Origin of the sequence: Streptomyces sp. G45 (genome assembly GCF_049542095.1) — a bacterium.
GTDB lineage: Bacteria > Actinomycetota > Actinomycetes > Streptomycetales > Streptomycetaceae > Streptomyces.
In genome coordinates this window covers 4,733,972-4,751,853 of the sequence record NZ_JBMUZU010000001.1, presented here as the reverse complement: position 1 = coordinate 4,751,853, position 17,882 = coordinate 4,733,972, and the positions used below count along the sequence as shown (strand labels likewise).

Annotated in this window: 14 protein-coding genes, 1 tRNA gene and 2 pseudogenes; 6 read left to right on the top strand and 11 right to left on the bottom strand. The window is 73.8% G+C overall.

The window, feature by feature from the left end; translation table 11 throughout:
* Positions 1-47 precede the first annotated feature (47 nt).
* The 6 genes from ACOBQU_RS19805 to ACOBQU_RS19780 all read right to left on the bottom strand — a co-directional run bounded on the left by ACOBQU_RS19805 (position 48) and on the right by ACOBQU_RS19780 (position 5,176).
* Positions 48-611, bottom strand: a complete 564-nt coding sequence (locus ACOBQU_RS19805; protein ID WP_423628669.1) for a SigE family RNA polymerase sigma factor — start codon at positions 609-611, stop codon at positions 48-50.
* Positions 612-792: 181 nt separating this feature from the next.
* Positions 793-1,725, bottom strand: coding sequence for a DUF1906 domain-containing protein (locus tag ACOBQU_RS19800; RefSeq protein WP_423628668.1), 933 nt, complete (start codon positions 1,723-1,725; stop codon positions 793-795).
* 52 nt (positions 1,726-1,777) lie between these two features.
* Positions 1,778-2,944 (bottom strand): lipid-transfer protein, encoded by a 1,167-nt coding sequence (locus ACOBQU_RS19795; RefSeq protein WP_423628667.1) that lies wholly within the window; start codon positions 2,942-2,944, stop codon positions 1,778-1,780.
* Positions 2,941-3,456, bottom strand: coding sequence for a MaoC/PaaZ C-terminal domain-containing protein (locus tag ACOBQU_RS19790; RefSeq protein WP_423628666.1), 516 nt, complete (start codon positions 3,454-3,456; stop codon positions 2,941-2,943). The genes ACOBQU_RS19795 and ACOBQU_RS19790 overlap by 4 nt, the downstream gene beginning before the upstream one ends.
* A gap of 1 nt (position 3,457) precedes the next feature.
* On the bottom strand, positions 3,458-4,552 hold the full coding sequence (locus ACOBQU_RS19785) for a bifunctional MaoC family dehydratase N-terminal/OB-fold nucleic acid binding domain-containing protein (RefSeq protein WP_423628665.1): 1,095 nt from the start codon (positions 4,550-4,552) through the stop codon (positions 3,458-3,460).
* 312 nt (positions 4,553-4,864) lie between these two features.
* Positions 4,865-5,176, bottom strand: a complete 312-nt coding sequence (locus ACOBQU_RS19780) for a hypothetical protein (protein WP_423628664.1) — start codon at positions 5,174-5,176, stop codon at positions 4,865-4,867.
* A 369-nt stretch (positions 5,177-5,545) separates the two neighbouring features.
* Here ACOBQU_RS19780 and ACOBQU_RS19775 point away from each other — a divergent pair, with 369 nt between their 5' ends.
* Positions 5,546-6,616: a bifunctional DNA primase/polymerase gene (locus ACOBQU_RS19775; RefSeq protein WP_423628663.1), complete on the top strand. Its 1,071-nt coding sequence runs from the start codon at positions 5,546-5,548 to the stop codon at positions 6,614-6,616.
* Between the two features lie 157 nt (positions 6,617-6,773).
* Here the strand turns inward: ACOBQU_RS19775 and ACOBQU_RS19770 are convergent.
* A tRNA-Ser gene (locus ACOBQU_RS19770) sits at positions 6,774-6,858 on the bottom strand.
* A gap of 51 nt (positions 6,859-6,909) precedes the next feature.
* A complete protein-coding gene (locus ACOBQU_RS19765) occupies positions 6,910-8,538 on the bottom strand; it encodes a S1C family serine protease (protein ID WP_423628662.1) in 1,629 nt (542 codons plus the stop codon).
* A gap of 469 nt (positions 8,539-9,007) precedes the next feature.
* Here ACOBQU_RS19765 and ACOBQU_RS19760 point away from each other — a divergent pair, with 469 nt between their 5' ends.
* From ACOBQU_RS19760 to ACOBQU_RS19750, 3 genes are all read left to right on the top strand, one after another.
* A complete protein-coding gene (locus tag ACOBQU_RS19760) occupies positions 9,008-9,841 on the top strand; it encodes a glycerophosphodiester phosphodiesterase (protein WP_423628661.1) in 834 nt (277 codons plus the stop codon).
* 53 nt (positions 9,842-9,894) lie between these two features.
* Positions 9,895-10,527 (top strand): ATP-binding protein, encoded by a 633-nt coding sequence (locus ACOBQU_RS19755; RefSeq protein WP_423628660.1) that lies wholly within the window; start codon positions 9,895-9,897, stop codon positions 10,525-10,527.
* A 161-nt stretch (positions 10,528-10,688) separates the two neighbouring features.
* Positions 10,689-11,663: a DUF5926 family protein gene (locus ACOBQU_RS19750; protein ID WP_423628659.1), complete on the top strand. Its 975-nt coding sequence runs from the start codon at positions 10,689-10,691 to the stop codon at positions 11,661-11,663.
* 530 nt (positions 11,664-12,193) lie between these two features.
* Here the strand turns inward: ACOBQU_RS19750 and ACOBQU_RS19745 are convergent.
* The 3 genes and pseudogenes from ACOBQU_RS19745 to ACOBQU_RS19735 all read right to left on the bottom strand — a co-directional run.
* Positions 12,194-12,946 carry a hypothetical protein gene (locus ACOBQU_RS19745; protein WP_423628658.1) on the bottom strand — a complete coding sequence of 251 codons (753 nt, stop codon included), beginning with the start codon at positions 12,944-12,946 and terminating at the stop codon, positions 12,194-12,196.
* A gap of 55 nt (positions 12,947-13,001) precedes the next feature.
* The gene (locus tag ACOBQU_RS19740; protein WP_423634599.1) at positions 13,002-13,799 is read right to left on the bottom strand and encodes a bifunctional DNA primase/polymerase; all 798 of its coding nucleotides are present in this window, start codon (positions 13,797-13,799) and stop codon (positions 13,002-13,004) included.
* A pseudogene (locus ACOBQU_RS19735) lies at positions 13,776-13,919 on the bottom strand (DNA primase); the annotation flags it as partial. The pseudogene ACOBQU_RS19735 and the gene ACOBQU_RS19740, both read right to left, overlap by 24 nt.
* 685 nt (positions 13,920-14,604) lie before the next feature.
* Here ACOBQU_RS19735 and ACOBQU_RS19730 point away from each other — a divergent pair.
* Together ACOBQU_RS19730 and ACOBQU_RS19725 are read left to right on the top strand one after the other, a co-directional pair.
* Positions 14,605-16,028 (top strand): annotated as a pseudogene (locus ACOBQU_RS19730) (PP2C family protein-serine/threonine phosphatase).
* 189 nt (positions 16,029-16,217) lie between these two features.
* Positions 16,218-17,678 (top strand): aminopeptidase P family protein, encoded by a 1,461-nt coding sequence (locus ACOBQU_RS19725; protein ID WP_423628657.1) that lies wholly within the window; start codon positions 16,218-16,220, stop codon positions 17,676-17,678.
* Positions 17,679-17,882: the final 204 nt, after the last annotated feature.

The following is a 17,882-nucleotide window of genomic DNA, read 5'->3' as shown; positions in this document are numbered from 1 at the left end:
ACCCTGGCGTGCCCCTGTCAGCCAGAGCCGAACCACCGCGGTGGGGCTCAGCGGACCGGGGTCAGCTCCGGGTCCTCGCGGAGCTTGCCGAGCGCGCGGGACACGGCGCTCTTGACGGTGCCGATGGACACGCCGAGCACCTCGGCGGTCTGGGCCTCGCTCAGGTCCTCGTAGTACCGCAGGACGACCATCGCCCGCTGCCGCGCGGGCAGCTTCATGATCGCGCGCCACATCGCGTCGTGGAGCGCCTGCTGCTCGGCCGGGTCACCGGCCGGGACGGTCTCGGGCTCGGGCAGCTCGTCGCAGGCGAACTCGTCGACCTTGCGCTTGCGCCACTGCGACGTGCGCGTGTTCAGCAGGGCCCGGCGGACGTAGCCGTCGAGCGCCCGGTGGTCCTCGATCCGGTCCCAGGCCACATACGTCTTGGTCAGGGCCGTCTGGAGCAGGTCCTCGGCATCGCTCGGGTTCGCCGTCAGCGAGCGGGCGGTGCGCAGCAGCACGGGCTGGCGGGCCCGGACGTAGGAGGCGAACGACGGATAGGCGGAAGGTCCCGCGCTCCGCGTCGCGGCCTTCGATGCGCTGGTGCACACGGACACCATGGATGCGGTCATGGCTCCACGCTAGAAGCGACCCCTACATCAGCGGATCGGCCGCAGGTCCCGAAGCCGTGTCCGCCTCAGGTTGTACGAGGGGAGCCAGCCTCACCTCCTGAAGGTGGAGGAGGCGGAGCGCACCCCTGAGGGTTCAACCCTGAGGTGTACGAAACCGCTTGCCGTCGGCGGGCGCGCCGGTTCAGCCCACGTGTGCCACGGGTGCGTCCACGAGATCCCGGTCGATCACCAGGGTGCGACCACCGTGCCGCTCGCGCACGTCGCCCGCGTACTGGTGGATCCGCCCGCCCTCGGGCCAGCCCGCCCAGGGCAGCGCGGGCTCGGCGTACAGATCGGGCCGGGTGCGCCAGCGGGCGAACCACAGCACGGAGGGCAGGTCCGCCGCGCCCGCCCGCCGGGCGGCCGCCATGTGCCGTACGCCGGATTCGGCACTGCTGTAGAAGCCAGGCACGTAGTCGTGGCTGCGTACTTCGCGGTTCCAGGCGCGTACGAAGCTGAGCGTGGCGCGCGCGCATTTCTGCTTCCGGTACGTGTACGCCTCCATGTCGAGGTAGAGCGGACTGCCCGGCCGGATGCCGTGGGCCTCGGCGCGGCGCACCGCGTCATGGCCCTCCCGGGTGCCCTGCCGCCAGGGTCGGCCACCGATGCGGACGTGCCGCTTGCGGTCGGCGACGACGCAGGGGGACTGGGAGCCGACGTATACCGGCAGCACCCGCCAGCCCAGGGCGTCGACCGCGCGCAGCCAGGCGCGGGAGAGGTGCGGCTGGTCCCGGCAGGCGCGGCCCCGCCCGCCGTAGTAGACGCCGACGGCCCCGTAGGGGGATGCCCGCCAGCGGCGCATGGTGTCGAGCGGCGGCGCCCAGCAGGTGTCGAAGGCCTTGCCGCGGAAGTACGCGGCCTCGGAGGGCGTGGCGGCCGCGTCAGGGCCGAAGGAGGCGCCCGGGGGCCGGTCGGATCCGTGGGCGGGACCGTGGGCGGGGCCATGGGCGGGGCCATGGACGGTCCCGTGTGCGGGCCCTAGCGCGGGCCCAAGCGCAGGTGTCGGCGTGTCCAGGCCCAAGGTGGCCAGGGCGAGGGTGAGGAGGAGTCCGGTGATCGGCGTGCGAGGGCGCATGGGGCGAGTGAAGGGGCACGGCGGGGCGCGCGCCGCGACGCACACGCCGGGTTCAGCCGTCCGCCGTCAGGATCAGCCCCGATGTGGGGACGCCGGTGCCCGCCGTGACGAGGGTGCGGGCGGCGCCCGGTATCTGGTTCACCGCGGTGCCGCGGAGCTGGCGTACGGCCTCGGCGATGCCGTTCATGCCGTGCAGATACGCCTCGCCGAGCTGCCCGCCGTGGGTGTTCAGCGGCAGCCGGTCCTCGGCGACGAACTCCGCCGCCTCCCCCGGCCCGCAGAATCCGAACTCCTCCAGCTGCATCAGCACGAACGGGGTGAAGTGGTCGTACAGGACGCCGACGTCGATGTCTCCCGGTGCGAGTCCCGAGGTGCGCCACAACTGCCGCGCCACGACGCCCATTTCGGGAAGGCCGGTCAGGTCGTCGCGGTAGAAGCTGGTCATCTGCTCCTGCGCGCGGCCCGCGCCCTGGGCCGCCGCGGTGATCACGGCGGGCGGTCGCGGCAGGTCGCGGGCCCGTTCCACGCTGGTCACCACGAGCGCCTGGCCGCCGTCGGTCTCCTGGCAGCAGTCGAGCAGCCGCAGCGGTTCGACGATCCACCGGGACGCCGCGTGGTCCCGGAGGGTGATGGGGCGGCCGTGGAAGTACGCCACCGGGTTGGTCGCCGCGTGTCTGCGGGCGGTGACCGCGACGTGGCCGAGGGCCTCCGGGGCCAGGCCGTGGACGTGCAGATAGCGCTGGGCGGCCATCGCCACCCAGGACGCGGGCGTGAGCAGTCCGAACGGCAGCGCCCAGCCGAGCGCGACGCCCTCCGCCGTCGGCTCCCGGTGGCGCACGCCGGAGCCGAAGCGCCGCCCCGAGCGCTCGTTGAACGCCCGGTAGCAGACGACGACTTCGGCCACCCCCGTCGCCACGGCGAGCGCCGCCTGCTGCACGGTGGCGCAGGCCGCGCCGCCGCCGTAGTGCACACGGGAGAAGAAGGACAGCTCGCCGATGCCCGCCGCCTGCGCGACCGTGATCTCCGGGCTGGTGTCCATCGTGAAGGTGACCAGGCCGTCGACGTCCCCGGGGCCGAGCCCGGCGTCGTCGAGCGCGGCCCGCACCGCCTCCACCGCCAGCGTCAGCTCGCTGCGCCCCGAGTCCTTGGAGAACTCCGTGGCGCCGATCCCCACGATCGCCGCCCGCCCACCGAGCCGGTCCCTCGTCCGTACGCTCATGCCCCGCCCTCCGCCGCCGCGTCCGCCCCGGTGGGCACGGCGGGCACGGTGACGGTCACCCGGCCGGTGACGTGCGTGCCGATGCCGTTGGCCCCGACGACCTTGACGGTGACCGTGACCGTGGGCGCGCCCCCGCGCCCGCACCTGTCGCCCCGCTCGCCCCCCTCGCCCCTCTCAGCACGCTCGACCCGCTCGACCCGCTCGACCGTTCCGGTCAACACCAGGGTGTCGCCCGGGTAGTTGGGCGCGCCCAGCCGAATCGCCACCTTGCGCAGAACGGCGCGCGGGCCGAAGTGGTCGGTGATGTAGCGGCCGACCAGGCCGTTGGTCGTCAGGATGTTCATGAACACATCGGGGGAACCCCGGTCCCTCGCCAGCTCCGGATCGTGGTGCACGTCCTGGTAGTCCCGTGAGGCGATGGCCCCGGCGACGATCAGCGTGCGGGTGACGGGGATCTCCAGAGGCGGCAGCGCGTCGCCCGCGCGCGGCCCGACGGCGTACGCGCCCCCCATGTCAGCGCACGCCCCCGTCCACGGAAACCGCCCGGAACAGCGGCAGTTCGAGGTCCTCGTCGACCCGCCGGAACTCCAGGCGCACCGGCATCCCGATCCGCACCCGGTCGTGCGGCACGCCCACCACCTGGCTGATCATCCGCACTCCCTCGGCCAGTTCGACGAGCACCACCGCGTACGGGCCCGCCCCCACGCCCCCGACAGCACCCTCCGCGCCCTCCGCGCCCTCCGCACCCCCGTCGCCCTCCTCGCCCTCCGGCACAGCACAGGCCGGAAACGGAGGATGGTGCATCACAACGTACGAAGAGACGGTGCCGTCGCCGCGCGCCTCGACCGTGTCCCACCTCGGCGAACCGCAGGCGTTGCACCCCGGGAGCCAGGGGAAGCGGAGCCGGGCGCAGTCGCCGCAGCGCTGGATGAGCAGACGGTGGCGGGCCACCCCCTCCCAGAAACCGGCGTTGTCCCGATTGATGACGGGGCGGGGACGGCTGGCCACGGGCTCGGGGCGGCTGATCGCGGAGCGGGGGCGGCTGGTGGTCGCGGGCCGGGGACTGGCGGCCGGAACCGAAGCCGCCGCCTCCGCGGCCTTCTCCGTGGTCGCCCCGCGCCGCCTCGGCGCGTACTTGAGGATCCGGAAGCGGTGCGTGCCCGCGAGTGCGCCGCCCGCGCGGACGTCCATCCGCGTCGTCACGAAGTACCCCGGGCCCAGCTTGGTGGTCTTGCGCTCGGACACCGCCTCGATCACCGCGTCGAACGTGATCTCGTCCCCCGGCCGCAGCGGACGCGCGTACTCCTGTTCGCAGTCCGTGGCCACCACGGACGTGTATCCGGCGGCGTCGAGAAGGCCGAGCAGGTCGTCGTACGCCGCCGCGCGGCCCGCGTGGCCGGACAGGCCGCCCATCGTCCAGGCCTGGAGCATCGTCGGGGGCGCGATGGCGTCGGGGCCGGTGTACGCGGGGTTGGTGTCGCCCAGGGCCTCGCACCAGTGCCGGATCATCGGGGCGTTGACGGGGTCCTTGCCGCGCCCCCGCTCGGCGGCGGCGCGGCCCTCGTACCGCTTCAGCCGCGCGTACAGCGCGTCCGCCGCCTCCGTCACAGCCGCCCCTCGCGCATCCCGAGCCCCTCCGTCCCATACCCGCACGCCTTTCTGACTGTCCGTCAGATACGGTACGAGTGTCAAGAGCCCCGCAGGGCAGGGCGGACGACCCACGGAGACCGGCGAGCCGCGCGCCCCCGCCCCCCTCGACCCGCCCCCTCGACCCACGCGCCCCGCCCCCCGGGAACCAGACCCCGGAACCCGCCCCCACCGCACAAACAGCTGCGCGGCGGGCCCAGGGCACCGCCGCGCAAACCGTCACATCACCCCACGGAACCGGCCCCGGGGATCACTCCCCAGTGGGGCCCGGGCTCACCACAGCTCGCTGAAGTTGATGGCCACGTTGGCGTTCGTCTGCTCGATCGCCGTGAAGGCGGAGCCGTTCACCTGAGCGGTGTTGCTCTGGTTGGAGGCGCCGTTGCCGACGGCCTGCTGCTGCGTGGTGGACGAGTTGCCGTTGTTGTCGTCGCCGACGCCGCTGCCGTTCACGACCGCCACACCCGCGTTCGATCCGTTGTCCGCGATCGCACCGTTGTCGGCCGTGGCGACGCCGGAGAACAGGGCGACGGCCAGGGGCAGGGCGGCGACGGCGGCGAGGGCGCGGGCGGTACGGATGCTTGCCATGTCTATTCCTCCAGAAACGGGAGGTACGTACCGGCGCTGCACCGGAAGTACCTCAAGTACGGCTTATTCCAAGGCAGTTGGCCGACCGCCTCGGCATCTGTACGACGTCGCGAGACCAGAGTTGCCCACGGAATCCCCCCACAACCACCCCGGAAGGCTCGATTCCCCCTCAAGCGTGATGACAAGTCGATAAACCCGCTATGCGCCCCACCGCCGCAGCTCAGCGGCCCCGGAAGGCGTCGCACCCAAGCGCCGCACGGGCTGAAGCGTTCCGCCAAAACCCCGGCAAAGGGGGCGCTTTTGTCGTACGACCGCCCGGACCCGCCCCACCCCCTTCCCTTCATCGAACGTCAGTACGAAAATGACGGCATGGCCTCCATCGACCGCCATGCCGCAGACCGCGACTCCCCTGGCCCCGGCGGCCCGGACCACGGCCCTGGCCCCGGCCCCGCCCCCCGCTCCCGGGCGCGGCACGCCGCCGACCGGCACACCGCGACGCTCGCGCTCGCCCACGCCCTGTCCGCCGCCGAGCGCGGCCTCGCCGTCATCCCGCTCTCCCGCACCAAGCTCCCGGCCCTGCGCTCCCCGCACCACGACGAGCCCCGCCACGGCGAGGCCCGCCACGGCGAGGCCCGCCACTTCACGCCGTCCCCCTCCGAGCCCCGCCACTCCGCACCCCGCGCCGAGGCGCTGCCCCACCAGCCCGCGGCCCCCTGCCGGGGCGAGTGCGGACGGCTCGGGCACGGGGTGTACGACGCCTCGTCGGACCCGCTGCGCATCCGGCAGATGTTCGCCGCCGCGCCCTGGGCCTCGGGCTACGGCATCGCCTGCGGACTGCCGCCGTACCACCTGATCGGCATCGACCTGGACACCAAGTCCGGCGCCGACGCCCCGGCGGCCCTGCGCGAACTCGCGCTGCGGCACCTGTTCACCATCCCGGACACCGTCGTCGTGACCACGCCCAGCGGCGGTCGGCACATCTGGCTGTCCGGTCCGCCCGACACGGTGGTGCCCAACTCGGCGGGGCGCCTCGCGCCCGGCATCGACATCCGGGGCGCGGGCGGCTATCTCGTAGGCCCCGGCTCCCGCACCGAGCACGGCGTCTACAGCACCGTCCCGGGCACGGCCCATCTGCCGCCAGCCGCCTGCCCCACGGCGCTGCTGCGCCTCCTGGTCCCGCCGCGCCGCCACCGCGCGCAGCACCGCGCGGACGGCCCGCCGAGCCCCCAACAGGGCCATGGCCTGGTCCAGTTCGTCCTCGCCGCCCACGAGGGGCAGCGCAACACCCGCCTCTTCTGGGCGGCTTGCCGCGCCTACGAGAACGGTCTGGGCGACACCCTGAAGGGACCCCTCACCGACGCGGCCGTCCGCGTCGGCCTCACCCTCCGCGAGGCCCGCTCCACCATCGCCTCAGCGGCCCGCCTCACGGGCCACGCCTGACAGTCCACGCCTCACACCCCCCGTCGGGCCCCACCGGGCCTCATCGGCCCCATGGAGCGCCCGCCACAACTCGCCCCGCCCACCACACAGACAAAACGAAGCGGGGCACTCGGAAGTTCCAAGCACCCCGCTCCATCAGGCCCATGGCCAGTTCCCGCGGTGGGTGTGGGATTTGAACCCACGGTGACTCGCGCCACGACGGTTTTCAAGACCGTTCCCTTAGGCCGCTCGGGCAACCCACCCCGCGCCCGTGGTCGGAAGTCCGGCCGTGGCGCGGGGTCAAGAGTAGCGGGTCAGCTGTCGCCCTTGCGTGCGGCCAGGGTCACGTCGACCGTGTGCTCCTTGCCGTCGCGCTCGTAGGTGATCTTGACGGTGTCACCCGGCTTGTGGGTCCAGATCTGGCCGATCAGGGTGGGGCCGCTGTCGATCACCGTGTCGTCCAGCTTCGTGATGACGTCGCCGGGCTTCAGGCCCGCCTTGGCCGCCGGGCCGTTCGGCTCGACTCCCGGGCCGGAGCCGCCCGCGCCCTGGTCGGAGATGACCGCGCCGCTCGCGCCGTCCGCCATGGAGACCGAGGCGCCGATCTTCGGATACGTGGCCTCGCCCGTCTTGATCAGCTGCTTGGCGACGCTGTCGGCCTGGTTCACCGGGATGGCGAAGCCGAGGCCGATGGAGCCGGACTGGCCGCCGCCGAGGCCGCCGCTGTCCGCGGGCTTGATCGCGGAGTTGATGCCGATGACCGCGCCCCGCGCGTCCAGGAGGGGGCCGCCGGAGTTGCCCGGGTTGATGGACGCGTCGGTCTGCAGGGCGCTCATGTACGAGTTCTTGCTGGCGCCGTCGCTGGAGGTCACGGGGCGGTTCTTGGCGCTGACGATGCCGGTCGTGACCGTGTTCGACAGGCCGAAGGGGGCGCCGATCGCGATCGTCGCGTCGCCCACGGCGACCTTGTCGGAGTCGGCGAGCGGCAGCGGGCGCAGGTCCGCGGGCTTGTGCTTGAGCTTGATCACCGCGACGTCGTACCCCTGGGCGCGGCCGACGACCTCAGCCTCGTACTTCTTGCCGTTCGAGAACGTGGCCGACAGCTTGCCGCCGTCCGCGGCGGACGCCACCACGTGGTTATTGGTCAGTATGTGGCCCTGCTTGTCGTATACGAAGCCCGTGCCCGTGCCGCCCTCGCCGCTGCCGCTCTGGGCCTCCAGGGTGACGACGCTCGGCAGCGCCCTGTTGGCGATGCCTGCGACGGAGCCCGGGTCGCGCTTGAGGTCGGCGGGGGTGTCCGACGCGGTGACCGTCGTGGAGTCCGTGCTTCCGCTGTCGTCGCGGTCGGCGGCCCAGAAGCCGATGCCGCCGCCGACGCCGCCCGCGATGAGCGCCGCCGCGAGCACCGCCGCGACCAGGCCGCCGCGGCGGGCGCCGCCCGGCTTCGGCGCGGACGGCTGCTCGGCCGTCCAGGACGAACCCCAACCAGAGCCTCCGCCCTGCCCGTCCTGGGTGTACGAGGGCACGGCGGGCGGCGGGGGCGGGGGCCAGGCCCCGGCCGCGGCGGGCTGCGGGGCGTGCTGGCCGGGCTGCGCGTGCTGGCCGGGCGCGGTGCCCGCGCCGTGCGGCGCGTGTGCCGTGGACGTGCCGTGCGGCGTGGCCACCGGCGGCTTCGTGTGCGCGTACGGGTCGGGGGGCTGGGGGGTCGCCGTCTGCGCGGGGGCCGGGGCCGCGGGGGGCGCGTCCGCCGGGACCGCGTCCGCCGGGGGCGCGGGGCGGGCGGGGGGCTCGGGCGTCTCCGGCGCCGCCGACGGCTCCGATGCCTCCGGAGCGGGGGGCGGCGCCGCCGACGGGGCGGGGGCGGGAGCAGCGGGAGCGTCCACCGGCACAGGAGGTGCGGACGGGGCCGGGGGTACCGCGTTGCCCTCGTTCTCGGTGCTCACAGCTTTCCTCTCCTCGGTCCACGCTGTCGTGCTCGGTCACGGCCAAAGGTCGGGCGGTCACCGCCGGAAGGTCGGTCCCGTCAACCGTTCAGTTGTCTGTCGTCTGCGGTCAGCTTTTCCCATGACCTGTCAGGTCACCATAAGCCGACCCTGTGCGTTCACGGTGGGCGAAACCACCCGATTCGGATGGCTCTCCCTGAGCCTCACAGACAAGTCACAGAACCGGCTGAGAGGCAGGTGAGAGGAGTCTGAGAAAGCCGGGTCCCCACGGAGCCGCGAAGAATCCCCGGACCGTGCCGGGTCCCCGGCACGGTCCTGCCGGGGACCCTGAGGGGCGCCCCGGCGCCTCGAAGCCCCCGCCGAAGCCCCCGCCGAGGCTCCAACCGATGTCCCCGCCGAGGCCCCCGCCGAGGCCCCGACCGACACCGCCCGGCGCGTCCGGAGCGCCGGACGGTGACACCATGACGCGGTGACCCACGCACGACAGCACCCCATCCAGGTCGTCGCCCACCGAGGGGCCTCCGAGGACGCTCCGGAGCACACGCTCGCCGCGTACGAGAAGGCGGTCGCGGACGGCGCCGACGCCCTCGAATGCGATGTGCGGCTCACCGCGGACGGCCATCTCGTCTGCGTCCACGACCGCCGCGTCAACCGCACCTCGAACGGCCGGGGCGCCGTCTCCGCCCTGGAGCTCGCCGACCTCGCCGCCCTCGACTTCGGCTCCTGGAAGAACGGCGACGACGGCCTCTACGGAGAGGGGCCCGACTGGGAGGAGGGCCCGGGACCGGCGGCCACCTCGGTCCTCACCCTGGAGCGGCTCCTTGAGCTGGTGGCCGACAACAACGCCTCCGGGCGGCGGATCCAGCTCGCCATCGAGACCAAGCACCCCACCCGCTGGGCGGGCCAGGTGGAGGAGCGGCTGCTGCTCCTGCTCAAGCGCTTCGGCCTGGACGCGCCGCCCGCCGACGGCCCGTCCCCGGTGCGGGTGATGAGCTTCTCGGCCCGGTCGCTGCACCGGGTGCGGGCGGCGTCGCCGACCCTGCCGACGGTCTACCTGATGCAGTTCGTCTCGCCGCGCCACCGCGACGGCCGCCTCCCGCGCGGGGTGCGGATCGCCGGGCCGAGCATGCGAATCGTACGGAGTCATCCGGGGTACGTCGGCAAGCTCAGGCGCGCCGGGCACCAGGTGCACGTGTGGACCGTGAACGAGCCCGAAGACGTCGCCCTGTGCGCCCGGCTCGGCGTGGACGCCATCATCACCAACCGCCCGAAGCAGGTCCTGTCCCAACTGGGCCGCGACTGACTCCCGTTACAGGGAGTGCACCGGCGCGTTCGGTCCGTATTCGATCGTGTCGAATGCGTCACCATCCCGTGAGTGGCCGGTTTCCGGTCCAGTCCATTGGGGCATCCACACCGTGGCGTGGGGCAAAGGAGGTCTCGGGGGTGGCGTTTGTGGTGGCACGGGAGGTGCCCGCGTCGTCGAGCATGGCCGTACCCCATGGTCCTGCGGGCGTGGGGGAAGCCAGGCACCGGATGCGCGATCAGCTCCGCGTCAGCGGGGTGGCGGAGTCCGTCATCGACGACGCCGTACTGATCCTTTCCGAACTGCTCAGCAACGCCTGCCGACACGGCAGGCCCCTGGGCAGCGGCCTGAAGGGCGGCGACGGCAGCGTGGACGGCGACGTGCGGGCCGCGTGGCGCGTCGACAAGGCCGGACGGCTCACCGTGGAGGTGACCGACGGCGGCGGCCCGACCCGCCCGGTCCCGGCCACCCCCTCGGTCACGGCGCACGGCGGCCGCGGCCTCAACATCATCACCGCCCTCGCCGAGTCCTGGGGAGTGCGGGACGACGACCGCGGCGAGGTCACCGTGTGGGCCCTCGTCCACGCCGGGCACCGCCGCGAGGACTTCGCTACGCGCGTCGCCGCACCCTCGGCCTCCGCGATATCCGACCTGGGCCTCTCCGACCCGTTCGACGACGTCGACTGACGCCCCTCGGAGGGACGGCCTCTCCAGCGCCACCGGCACCCCCGGGCCACCGGCGCCACCGGCACCCCGCGCCCCCGGCGAGCGACCGCACCGGGCCCGCGCCCGGTGAACGGCTAGGCTCGCGCCCGTACGCAAGCGAGCCGTAACCGGGAGACACCCAGATGGCCAAGAAGCGCCCGCAGACCAAGGGCACCAAGGGCAAGCAGTCCCAGCTCAAGGACCACGAGGTCCCGGTGGTCGGCGCCCGGGAACCCTGCCCCTGCGGTTCGGGCCGCCGCTACAAGGCCTGCCACGGCCGCGCCGCCGCGCACGCGGTGACCGAGCTGGTGCAGCGCCCCTTCGAGGGCCTGCCCGGCGAGTGCGACTGGGTGGCCCTGCGCGAGCTGGTCCCGGCCGCGACGGCCGAGCTGACCCTCCAGGGCGGCCTGCCCGACGGCGTGCCCTCCGTGACCCTCGCGACCGTGCTGCCCATGGCCTGGCCCGCGCTGCGCCGCGACGACGGCTCCGTCCTGCTCGGCCTCCAGAACGACACCTCCTCCGGAGACATCAGCCGCGACCTCGCCGACACCCTCCAGCGGGCGCTCACCACGGAGCCGGGCCAGCCGGTGCCGGGCCGCCGCGCGCCCGCCGACGGCCCCCGCCTCCAGGACCTCCTCGACGCCACGGCGCCCTTCGAGCCGGTGGTGCACGAGGGCTTCGAGTTCTGGGTGCCGGACGCGGAGAACGCCACTCCGGAGGTGACCGCCTCCCTGGAGCGAGCGAACGCCGCCGCCATCCCCACCGTGAAGCTCGCCGGGGTGGACTCCGCGTACTGGTGCGAGACCCCGGAGAAGAACCACCTGCGCTGGGTCATGCCGCACGGCGAGGAACAGCTCCTCGACGCGCTCGCCCGGCTGCACGCCGCCGGTGCGTCGAGCCTCGGCGAGGGCACGCGCCTGGTCGGCTCCTTCCGCGCGCACGGCCTGACCGTGCCGGTGTGGGACCTGCCGAGCGGCATGGGCGCGCAGGACGTCGAGAAGCCCGCCGCCGAGTTCGCCGAGCGCCTTGCGACGGCCCTCACGGCCACGGAGCCGCTCTCTCCGGAGGAGCGGCGCGCCCGCGGCGGCCTCACCAACCGCCAGGTCACCCTCAGCTAGCGGTACGAGGACAAGGGGGCCGGGGCGGGCGGCGGAGACGGCACGGTACGCGCCGTGCACGCCCCGGCGCGCGCCCCCGTGCGCGCTCCCTCGGGACAGCGCTTCGCCGCGCGCCCGTAGCCCGCTCCACAAGGGGTCCCGCGCACCGCGTTTCGAACCGACGGATGACATTCGGCTGACGTTCCGGCGGCGTTACGTGCCGGATTCCGAACGGGCGGCGGTGACGCGTACCGGCGAGCGGCCTTCGGCCGCCGCGTTGTCACACATTCTTAACCGCCGGACCGCGCCGGGTGGCGGGTGGGACGCCGCACGGCCGCCCCACCTCGCCCTCACTGACCCACCAGTCAGTCGGTTCCGGAGGCGTGACTCCTGTCACAACTCCCCGTGGACAGAGGTAAATCCCTGTCTGGATAACTGAGATCGAATTTGCCATGCGCCGATCTCTTGTTACCGTTCAGGTAGCCCGGTTGCTGGTGCATCCCCCGTCGCCAGCAACCGGGCGTTTCCATGCCCGCGGGATTGCTCCCGGGTCAACTGCCCCGTGCGGCGGACGAGTTGCTGCCGGACCGCAGCAGCAGGGCGCCCCCGCTTCCCCGCGCGAACTCCGCGACCGCCGTGTAGTGCGCCACCGGCCCCGCCGTGCGCTCCCTCGGGGTGTCGCACGCCCCCGGCTCGTCGTCGGCGCCCACCGCGCAGTGCATCTGTACGGTGCGCCCCTTGGGGCCCATGGCGCTGAGGACGGCGTCAAGGGCCTCGCCGGTCGCGTTGCGGTAGTAGGTGCGGGCCCAGGTGAGCTTCCCCTGGGTGAGGACGCAGGTCTGGGCCTCGACTCCCTCGGGTGAGGACAGCTCGGGTCCGCAGTGGGCGGTGGTGTCCTGCGGCCGGGACGGGTGGTGGGCGCCGGACCGGGAGCCCGCACGACCATCGGCCGCCCCTTCGGAGACGCTCCCTTCGGAGACGCCCCCCTCAGAGGCACCCTCTTCAGAGACTCCCCCTCCGGAGACCGCCTCCCCAGAGGCCGCCCCTTCGGAGGCGGTGCCTTCAGCAGCGGTCCCTTCGGAGCCGCCGGAGTTCCGGTCGTCGGTCGTCCCGGCGGCGCCCGTGGCCCCGGCGGTCCCCGTGGACCCGGCCGTGCCCCGCGCGGCGGCGCGCGGGTCCGCCGCCCGCTCCGCGTCCCCCAGGACGGGCCCCGCGGCGGCCCCGGCGAGCGGCACGAGGGCCGCCACGGCCACGACGCCCAGGAGCGCGAGCAGGCGGGGGTTCAGGGCCGGGCGCGGGTGCATGGCCCGAAGATAACGACCTTGGGCGCCCGGCTCGTTCGCCGCGCGCCCAACTCGCTCAGAACTCGGGCGCGCTCACACCCGTACGAGTGAGCGCGTCCACCACCGCGTCCACCACCGCCTCGACGTCCGGCACCCAGGGGGCGGCCGAGCCGGGCAGCGGCGCGCGCTCCCAGCGGGCCGGTCCGGGGCCGGTCTCGGAGGGGGGCAGCGGGATGTACCCGCCGTCCCCGTGGAAGCGCAGCGAGCCGGGGACGCGGTCCTTCGCGTACAGCAGCTCGCCCAACTGCTCCATGGAGTACGGCGCGACGAGCACGAAGAGGCGGTCCGGGGTCGCGACGACCGGGCCGAGGCGGATGCCCGCCTCGTCGAGCGCGACCAGCGCCCGCGCGCCCGCGACCGCGGGCAGGCTCACGGCGCACGGGGCGCGCGTGCCGGTGGCGAGGAGCACCGGTGCGCCGGGCCGGTTGGTCCACCACCAGCGGACCATGCGCTCGTCGGTGGTCGCGGCGAGCAGGCCGGGGTCGAGCGGGTGGGCGCCCGGGGCCGCGCAGTCGGGGTCGGGGCAGGCGCAGCGCGCGGGGCCGCCGCGCGGGCGCCCCGCACCGCCCTGCCGCTTGCCGCTCTTCCCGGCGTCCTTGCCGCGCGCCGCTCGCCGGTCACCGCGTGCACCCCGGCCGCCGCGCGAGCCCCCACCGCCACGCGGACCCCCGCTGCCGGGAGCGCCGTCGAGGGTGCCGTCGGATGTGTCGCCCGGCCCGCCGCCGAGGGCGTCGAGGCCGTCGAGGGCATCGAGGGTGCCGAGCCCGCCGTAGCCGTTCCTGCCGGAGCCCTCGGTGCCGACACCGGGCACCACGGGCCAGCGCCATTCCGTAGCGAAGGTCAGGGCCGCGCCGATCAGAGGGGGACTCTGGTCAGACTTCCTACCGGGCCGCCAGGACAGGAGCCTGCGTCGCCTTCCGAGGATCTCGCGCATGTGCGCTCGTTCCTTTCCGTTACACGCAGAGGGACACTTCGGGCCACATCACACCATGAGTGGATCTCTATCGCTGTGCGTACGAGGTGCGCGTACAGGGTGCATGCGCGGTGCATGCGCGGTGCGGACAAGCTGTGTGCAAGGTGCGTACAAAAGTGCGTACTAGCTGCGTACGTGCTGGCGCGTCACACCCCAGCCTGCGGCATGGGGATCCCCTATGGGCCGAGCCTTGACGTGGCGTGGGGTGGCGGCGCATGGCGTTTGCCGTCCCGCGTATTTCTTGCCCCCGGTGCCACGGGAGGATGGGGTGCGGCCGTCGTGGGTTAAGACGCCCGGGTCCGGCGGCAGGTTCCGGGCGTGGTGCAACTGCCCCTGGCCATCACCGAGTACGTACCCCGCACGACCGCTGTGACGCTCCTTCGAACAATGTCAGTCGACCGCAATATGCCGTTCCCCGCAACAGTTTTCGGCCAACTTCTCAAGATCACTTGGTGAACCCGGAATTCACCCTCCGCCCCCTGGACACCAGGAATCCCCGCAGGACAATGCTGGACATCCCCTCTCCAGTGCGTGTAGATGTGGAGACATTGCTAGCGGCGCAGCATGACAGGGGGTTTGCGATGCTATTGAGCAATACGCGCTGGCCGGAAAGCCGTCAGCCATGAGCGCCCCTCACCTGCCGAAAGTGGCCGGAATCGATTCCACTGTTCCCGCACCCGCGCACACTGCCCCACCAGCGCCTTTCCTTCAGGGCGCCCCGGCCGCGCTGATCCAGGACCGCCTCGCGGGCTGGGTCTCCGACCTCACCACGCTGCACGAACTCACCGAGCGGCTGTCCCGCACGACCACGCTCGACGGCGCGTTGACCGAGCTGCTGCGCGCCGGAGCCGCCCTCGGGGGCGCGCGCCGCGGCCTTGCCGTCGCCGAACCCGCCGACGGGCTCGGCCCCGACACCACCGTCGGCCTGGGCCTCGCCCGCGCGGACCTCGGGCACATCGAGACGGTGCCGCGCGCCGCCACCGCGCTCGGGCGCCTGCTGGAGGCGCACGCCACCGCGGGCGCGCCTCCCCCGCCCCGGACGCCGACAGCCCGAGCGCCGACGGCACCGACCCCGTCGCCGGGCCCCCGCCGCCGCTCACCGAGATCGTGCAGCCGGACCTGCTCGCCGACGAGGCTCTCGACCCGCGCCACCGCGAGGTCGCCGTCCACCTCGGGTACGCCGCGAGCTACGCGCTGCCGCTGGCCACCCGCGCGGCGGGCGGCATCGGCGCGGCGGTCTGGCTGTACGACGAGCCCGCCGCGCCCACCGACCGGCAGCGGCACCTGCTCGGCCTGTACGTCCAGCACGCCGCCGAGCACCTGGCCCGCCTGGTCGAGCTGGCCCGCGCCCGCACGACGGTGGCGACGCTCCGCGAGGAGCTGCTGCCCGCGCGGCTGCCGCGGGTCGCGGGCGTGCAGCTCGCCGCCCGGCACCGCACCGCCGCGCGCGGCGGCGGCGACTGGTACGACGCGCTGCCGCTGCCCGACGCGGCGCTCGGCCTCGCCGTGGGCTCCGTCACCGGCTCGGGGCCGAGCGCGGTCGCCGCGATGGGGCGGCTGCGGGCCTCCCTGCGGGCGTACGCGGTGATGGAGGGCGAGGACCCCGTCGCCGTCCTGTCCGACCTGGAGCTGCTGCTGCGGCTCACCGAGCCCGCGCGCTCGGCGACCGCCCTGTTCGCGTACTGCGAACCCGCCCTGCGCAAGGTCGTCCTGGCCGGTGCCGGGCACAGCCCGCCGCTGCTGGTCGGCGAGCGGCGCACGGAGTTCGTGGAGACGTCCCTGTCGGCGCCGCTCGGCATGCTCGCCTGCTGGGAGGCGCCGAGCGTGGAGATCCGCCCGGAGCCAGGAGAAACGCTGCTTCTCTACACCGACGGGCTCCTTCACCGCACCGGCGACGCCATGGACCGGGCCTTCGCCCGGCTGCACGCGGCGGCCGCGAGCGCGCCCAGGGGCGCGCGCGAGGACCCGGGCGCCCTCGCCGACCACGTGCTGCGCACCGTCCTGCCGGACGGGCTCGACACCGCGGACAGCGAGGAGGACGTGGTGCTGCTCGCCGCCCGGTTCGCGTGAGCCGGGCGCGCTTCCACCCGCCGCCCGGTCGCATCCCCACCCCGCGCCCGGTCGTGCTCCCGCTCCGCGCCCGGTCATGCTCCCGCGTGATCCTCCGGCTGCGCTGTGTAAGGGGCCTTCCGCCTCTGGAACCCCTTCCTGACGGCCGTACGATGAGGAGGGTCCGTTGTCGTACAGAGGAGGCACGCCGTGTCGGACGCTCTCAATCCGGGGACCCCGGAAGAGACCGAGGAAGAGCCGATCAAGCAGCGGAAGAACGGCCTGTACCCGGGCGTGTCCGACGAGCTGGCCGAGAACATGAAGTCCGGCTGGGCCGACACGGAGCTGCGTGACCTGGAGCCCGTCCCGCAGGCCGAGCGCACCGCCGCCCGCCGCGCCGCGCTGTCCGCGCGCTTCCCGGGCGAGCGCCTGGTGATCCCCGCGGGCAACCTGAAGACCCGCTCGAACGACACGGAGTACGCGTTCCGCTCCTCCGTCGAGTACGCCTACCTCACCGGCAACCAGACCGAGGACGGCGTCCTCGTTTTGGAGCCCGTCGCCGACGGCCACCGGGCCACGATCTACCTGCTGCCGCGCTCCAACCGCGAGAACGGCGAGTTCTGGCTCGACGGCCAGGGCGAGCTGTGGGTGGGCCGCCGCAACTCGCTCGCCGAGGCGGAGCAGCTGTACGGCATCCCCGCGTCGGACGTGCGCGAGCTGACCGGCAAGCTCCGCGAGGCCACCGGCCCGGTCCGCGTGGTGCGCGGCTACGACGCCGGGATCGAGGCGGCCCTGACCGACAAGGTCACCGCCGAGCGCGACGAGGAGCTGCGGGTCTTCCTCTCCGAGCTGCGCCTGGTCAAGGACGAGTTCGAGATCGGCGAGCTGCAGAAGGCCGTGGACTCCACGGTGCGCGGCTTCGAGGACGTCGTGAAGGTCCTCGACAAGGCCGAGGCGACCAGCGAGCGCTACATCGAGGGCACGTTCTTCCTGCGCGCCCGCGTCGAGGGCAACGACGTCGGCTACGGCTCCATCTGCGCCGCGGGCCCGCACGCCACCACCCTGCACTGGGTGCGCAACGACGGCGCCGTGCGCTCCGGCGACCTGCTCCTGCTGGACGCGGGCGTCGAGACGCACACGTACTACACCGCGGACGTCACGCGCACGCTGCCCATCAACGGCCGCTTCAACGAGTTGCAGCGCAAGATCTACGACGCCGTGTACGACGCCCAGGAGGCCGGTATCGCGGCGGTGAAGCCCGGCGCGAAGTACCGCGACTTCCACGACGCCGCGCAGCGCGTGCTCGCCGAGCGGCTCGTCGAGTGGGGCCTGGTCGAGGGCCCCGTCGAGCGCGTCCTCGAACTGGGCCTCCAGCGCCGCTGGACCCTGCACGGCACCGGCCACATGCTCGGCATGGACGTCCACGACTGCGCGGTCGCCCGCACCGAGACCTATGTGGACGGCACCCTGGAGCCGGGCATGTGCCTGACCGTCGAGCCCGGCCTGTACTTCCAGGCGGACGACCTGACGGTGCCGGAGGAGTACCGGGGCATCGGCGTGCGGATCGAGGACGACATCCTCGTGACGGAGGACGGCAACCGGAACCTGTCCGCGGCGCTGCCGCGGCGCTCGGCCGACGTCGAGCGGTGGATGGCCGAGCTCAAGGGCTGACCGCCGGTGGGTGCGGGCGCCGTCTGACCGCGCTGCGCGCTCGTCCTCGAACGCCGGACGGGCTGGATACCTCCAGCCCGTCCGGCGTTTTCGCGTTCGCCCCTCCGCGTTCGCGCTGTCCCCTCGCTGTCCCCGCGTTGTCCCTGTACGCGGGCGAAGTGGCCCAGGAACCGGGTCGGGAAATGGACCACTTGGGTGCGCCAC